The organism is Allostella sp., from assembly GCF_041913585.1.
Lineage (GTDB): Bacteria > Pseudomonadota > Alphaproteobacteria > ATCC43930 > Allostellaceae > Allostella.
Window position 1 is genome coordinate 1 of record NZ_JAYSFE010000048.1, and the last position, 5,126, is coordinate 5,126.

Here is a 5,126-nt window from a genome sequence, read left to right on the forward strand (position 1 = left end):
GCCGGGAAATGGACGTACTTGTAGTCGTGGTCCTGGACCACGGCGAGCGAGCACTCGTCCATGTGGAGGCCGAGCGCGGTCTCCGGCTGCGAGTAGAAGATGTCGCGGAAGTCGAACTCGTAATGGACCTCGGTCCGCCAGTCGGCCGGCCTTCCCTGGCGCGCGAAGGGCAGGAGGCTGCGGCCGTCGCACTGGCGCGGGATCGGGGCGCCGAGCCACTCCATGATCGTGGGAAAGGTGTCGATCGTCTCCGAGAAGTCGTCGACGATGGTGCCGCGGGTCGCGTCCGCCTCCGGCGACGGATCGCGCAGGACCATCGGAATGCGGAAGCTCTCGTCGAAGTACCCGATCTTGCCCAGCATGTGGTGGTCGCCGAGCTGCTCGCCATGGTCGCAGGTGAAGAGGATCAGCGTGTCCTCCCACTGCCCGGTCTCCTCGAGGAAGGCGAAGACCCGGCCGAGATGGTCGTCGATCTCGGTCATCAGGGCGCGGTAGGTGGCCCGCATCTGCCGCACTTCGGCGTCGCTCAGGTCCTTGGCGAAGCCCTTGGCGTTCTGGAAGAAGCCGCTCTTGCCGATGTGGTTGACGTAGAAGTCGAGCAGCGGATGCTGCCGCGCCTCCTCGGCCGGCGAGGCGGCGCGCACCGGCGAGGGCATGTCGGCCGCGTCGTACATGGCGTTGTAGGGCGCCGGCGCGATGAACTGCGGGTGCGGCCGGTAGTAGCCGAGATGGAGGAACCAGTTCCCGTCGCGCCGGCCCTTGAGATAGGTCAGGCCGCGGTCGGTGAAGTAGGCGGTGTCGCTGAGTTCGCGCGGGATCCGCGACGGCCGGGCGGTCGGGCCGGGCACGGCATCGTCGCCCTCGGGCATCCAGATGTCGGCACGCGGCTGCGGCAGCGGGAAGTCCTTGCCCGCGACCCAGCCGAAATAGCCGTCCATCGCCGGCTCGAACGGCCCGACCGAGCGAAACCCGTCCATCAGGTCGCCCAGGATCTTGAAGCGCGGATCGTCGGGGCCGGTGGTGCGCGGATCGGGCGTCGTCGTCGTGTAGCCGACCAGCGCCGGATCGTAGCCGATGCGGCGCAACGCGCGGCCCAGCGTGTCGTGGCGGTCGTCGAGCGGGATCGTGTTCTGCACCGCCCGATGGTTCATCTGGTAGAGGCCGGTGAGCAGCGAGGCCCGCGCCGGACCGCAGGGCGCGGTCTGGGTGAAGTGGTTGCGGAAGGTCACGCCCTCGCGGCACAGCCGGTCGAGGTTCGGCGTGCGCAGGTTCTCCATTCCGAGACACGGAATGTGGTCGCCGCGCCACTGATCGACGACGATCAGCAGCACGTTCTTCGGTCGGCCCATGGGTACGTCGCCTCTCCCCGGCTACGGCGGTGAACGCCTCTTATCAGCGGCAGCCTACATATTCTTGACGAATTTATGACAGTGAAATTTCGTTCGGCTGCTGCACCTTTTTTCAGCAATCGCGGGCCTCGCCCCTCTCTCGGGGCGAGGCCCGCCCGATCGGCACGCATCGCGTGCTCCCGCCGCCGTCAGGGCGCGCAGACCTTGTCGGATTCGAGGTCGGAGATCAGCCCCTTGGAGGGGGCCGAGGTGATCATCAGCTCGATTCCGGATACCTCGGCCACGGCCTGGGGCGTCATGCTGCATGCCCAGAAGACAGGCACCACGTCCTTGGGGATCGGCGGCACCGGATCGCCCATCATCGGCCGCTCGAGGTCGCAGCCGAGCGCCGCGGGATCGCCGATATGGATCGGCGCGCCGTGGTTGAAGGGGAACCGCCCGGTGAGCTGGGTCGCGATCAGCGCCTCCTTCGGCGTCAGCCAGCGCATGGTGACGACGAGCGGCCCGTGGAACGGCCCCGCCGGCTCGGTCGGGACCGACGTCTTCAGGACCCAGCGGTTGCGCTCGGTCTGCACGCCCGCCCGTCGCAGCGCCAGGTCGCAGGAGGTGTTGGAGCCGATGCAGAAGGCGACCGAGTCGTCCCGCCAGAGGTCGACGATGTCGGTGCGATACCCTTCGAGAACGCCGTTGCGATAGACCGAGTAGCCGGGGCTGTCGGTGCGCAGGTCGGCGCCGGGCGCGATCCGCCGGGGCTCGGGATCGCCCGGGTCGGTGACGTCGAGCACCGGGCAGGGACGCTGGTTGCGCTGGCAGAAGAGCAGGAAGTCGAAGGCCAGCGATTTCGGCAGGACGACCAGCGCACACTGGACGTGCCCGAGCGCGACGTTGCGCGTGGTGCGGAGCGTGAAGCGGTTCTCGCGCATCACCTGGCGCACCGCGGCCGGCGACATGCGGCCATATTCCTCGAGCGTCGGCTCGCGCGCGAGCACGGGGGCGTCGACGGCGTTCATGGCGATGTTCCCCTTCCCCGGCGGCTCAGTTGTCGATCTTCAGGCCAAGGCTGCGGATGATCCCGCCCCAGCCGTCGTACTCGGACTTGACGAAGGCCGCGAGCTCCGCCGGCGTCGAGCCGACGCTCTCGGTGCTGAGGTCGGCGAGGCGGCGCTGGGTGTCCTCGTGGCGGAGTGCCGCGACGGCGCTCTTGTGGATGCGGTCGATGACCGGCTGCGGCGTGCCGGCCGGGACGAAGAAGGCGGTCCAGGACGAGACGTTGAGCGGGAAGCCCTGCTCGGCCATGGTCGGCACGTCCGGCAGCGCCGGCGAGCGCCGGTCGGCGGCCACCGCCAGCACCCGCAGCTTGCCCGTCTTGTGCAGCGAGATCGTCGTCTGGATGTTCTCGAACATCACCGGCGGCTCGCCCGCGAGCACGGCGTTGCGGGACGGGCCGGAGCCGTTGAACGGGATATGCACCATGTCGAGCCCGGCCATGGCGCGGAAGCGCTCCATGCCGAGATGGCCGCCGGTGCCGTTGCCGGGCGAGGCGTAGTTGAACTTGCCGGGGTTCGCCTTGACCAGCGCCACCAGCTCCCTGGCGTCCGCCGCCTTGAAGCTCGGATGGGCGATCAGCACCCCGGCCGAGGTCGTCATCAGGGTGACCGGGGCGAAGGCGGTCAGCGTGTCGTAGGTCAGGTTCTTGTAGAGGTTGGGCGCCAGCGCGTGGGTCGACACGTTGCTGATGAAGAGCGTGTAGCCGTCGGGCGCCGAGCGCGCGACGTGGGCGGCCGCCGTCGTGCCGCCGGCGGTGCCGCGGTTCTCGACGACGACGCGCTGGCCGAGGTCGGCACTCATGCGCTCGGCGAAGATGCGGGCGAGCACGTCGGTCGTGCCGCCGGCCGGGAAGGGCACGACGAGCGTGATCGGCTTGGTGGGCCAGGCCTGGGCGACGGCCGGCGGCGCGGCCAGCGCGAGCACGGCGCAGACGGCGATGGCGACGGCCCGGACGAATTGCGACGGCGACGGCATGATCGGCCCTCCTCTTCTATTCCTCGCGGAACGCGGTCTGTCGCAGCCCGCGGATCGCGGGCAGGACGGTGACGACGAGCAGCGCCGCGGCCAGCGCCAGGATGGCGGCGCTGAGCGGGCGGGTGACGAAGACGGTGGGATCGCCGCGGCCGATCAGCAGCGCGCGGCGCAGGTGCTCCTCCATCATCGGGCCCAGCACGAAGGCGAGGAGCAGCGGCGCCGGCTCGCAGCGCAGCTTCAGCAGCACGTAGCCCATCAGGCCGAAGACCATGGTCAGCAGGATGTCGAAGACGCTGTGGGCGTAGCTGTAGGCGCCGATGGCGCAGAACAGCAGCACCGCCGGGAAGAGGAAGCGGTAGGGCACCCGCGTCAGCCGCGCCCAGATGCCGACGAGCGGCAGGTTGATGACGACCAGCATCAGGTTCGCCACCCACATGCTGGCGATGATGCCCCAGAAGAGTTCGGGCTGCTGGTCGATGACGGTCGGTCCCGGCGTGATCCCGTGGATCATCATCGCGCCGACCATCAGCGCCATCACGCCGTTGGACGGGATGCCGAGGGTCAGCAGCGGGATGAACGAGGTCTGCGCGGCGGCGTTGTTGGCCGATTCCGGGGCCGCCACGCCCTCGATGGCGCCGTTGCCGAAGCGCGCCGGCTCCTTCGCCAGCCGCTTCTCCAGCGTGTAGGCGGCGAAGGAGCCGAGGATGGCCCCGCCGCCCGGCAGGACGCCGAGCAGCGCCCCGACGCCGGTGCCGCGCAGCACCGCCGGCCAGGCGCGGCGGAGGTCGTCGCGGGTCGGCCAGAGGCGGGTGATGGCCGCCGCGAGCCCGCCGCCGCCCGACGCGCGCTCGAGGTGCGTCGCGATCTCGGCGATGCCGAAGACGCCCATGGCGAGCGGAATGAAGCCGATGCCGTCGGCGAGCGGTTCCAGCCCGAAGGTCAGGCGGTGGGCGCCGCTGTTCACGTCGGTGCCGACGAAGCCCAGCATCAGGCCGAGCAGGATCATCAGCAGCGCCTTCAGGACCGAGCCCTGGGCGAGCACGACGGCCGCGACCAGCCCCAGCGCCATCAGCGCGAAATACTCGGCCGCGCCGAAGAGCTGGACGAGGTCGGTCAGCGGCGGCGCGAAGAGGGCGACCAGCAGGGTCGCGGCGCAGCCGGCGACGAAGGAGCCGAGCGCCGCCGTCGCCAGCGCCGACCCGGACCGACCCTGACGGGTCATGGCATGGCCGTCGAGGCAGGTCACGACCGAGGACGATTCGCCCGGGATGTTGACCAGGATCGAGGTGATCGAACCGCCATACTGGGCGCCGTAGTAGATCCCGGCCAGCATGATGAGGCCGCCCACCGGCGACAGGTGGAAGGTGACCGGCAGCAGCATGGCGATGGTGGTCGCCGGCCCCAGGCCCGGCAACACCCCGATCAGCGTCCCGAGCAGCGCGCCGAGCAGGCAGTAGAGGAGGTTGGCCGGCGTCAGCGCGACGCCGAAGCCGAGGCCGAGATGGCTCGCGATGTCCTCTAGGCCGGCCACAGCGCGATCGGAAGCTGCAGCAGTTCGACGAAGACGAGGGCGCTGAAGGCGGCCGCGCCGACCGCCAGCGCCGCCGTCTCGACCGGGCGCAGCGGCCGCTCGGCGAAGCGGGCGGCGGCGACCAGCGCCACCGTCGCGCCGACCAGGCCGACGGGGTCGATGAGGACGGAGAAGGCCCCGAGGCCGGCAAGGATCGCGGCGATCGGGCCGAGCCGCCAGGCGAC

At 70.4% G+C, this 5,126-nt stretch carries 5 protein-coding genes; all 5 read right to left on the reverse strand.

Features of this window, described 5'->3' with window-relative positions:
* The coding region (locus ACE3Q3_RS11195) for an alkaline phosphatase family protein (RefSeq protein ID WP_374445849.1) at positions 1–1,349 on the reverse strand (1,349 nt) is incomplete at its 3' end.
* A 188-nt stretch (positions 1,350–1,537) separates the two neighbouring features.
* The gene (locus tag ACE3Q3_RS11200; protein WP_374445852.1) at positions 1,538–2,359 is read right to left on the reverse strand and encodes a D-glutamate cyclase family protein; all 822 of its coding nucleotides are present in this window, start codon (positions 2,357–2,359) and stop codon (positions 1,538–1,540) included.
* Positions 2,360–2,384: 25 nt separating this feature from the next.
* Positions 2,385–3,371 (reverse strand): Bug family tripartite tricarboxylate transporter substrate binding protein, encoded by a 987-nt coding sequence (locus tag ACE3Q3_RS11205; RefSeq protein ID WP_374445854.1) that lies wholly within the window; start codon positions 3,369–3,371, stop codon positions 2,385–2,387.
* A gap of 16 nt (positions 3,372–3,387) precedes the next feature.
* Positions 3,388–4,902: a tripartite tricarboxylate transporter permease gene (locus tag ACE3Q3_RS11210; protein WP_374445856.1), complete on the reverse strand. Its 1,515-nt coding sequence runs from the start codon at positions 4,900–4,902 to the stop codon at positions 3,388–3,390.
* The coding region (locus tag ACE3Q3_RS11215; RefSeq protein ID WP_374445858.1) for a tripartite tricarboxylate transporter TctB family protein at positions 4,890–5,126 on the reverse strand (237 nt) is incomplete at its 5' end. The genes ACE3Q3_RS11210 and ACE3Q3_RS11215, both read right to left, overlap by 13 nt.

What these genes read in the sequence shown, in the direction of transcription:
- ACE3Q3_RS11205 (WP_374445854.1), bottom strand. Translation starts at nt 3,371, where the DNA reads ATGCCGTCGCCGTCGCAATTCGTCCGGGCCGTCGCCATCGCCGTCTGC.
- ACE3Q3_RS11200 (WP_374445852.1), bottom strand. Translation starts at nt 2,359, where the DNA reads ATGAACGCCGTCGACGCCCCCGTGCTCGCGCGCGAGCCGACGCTCGAG.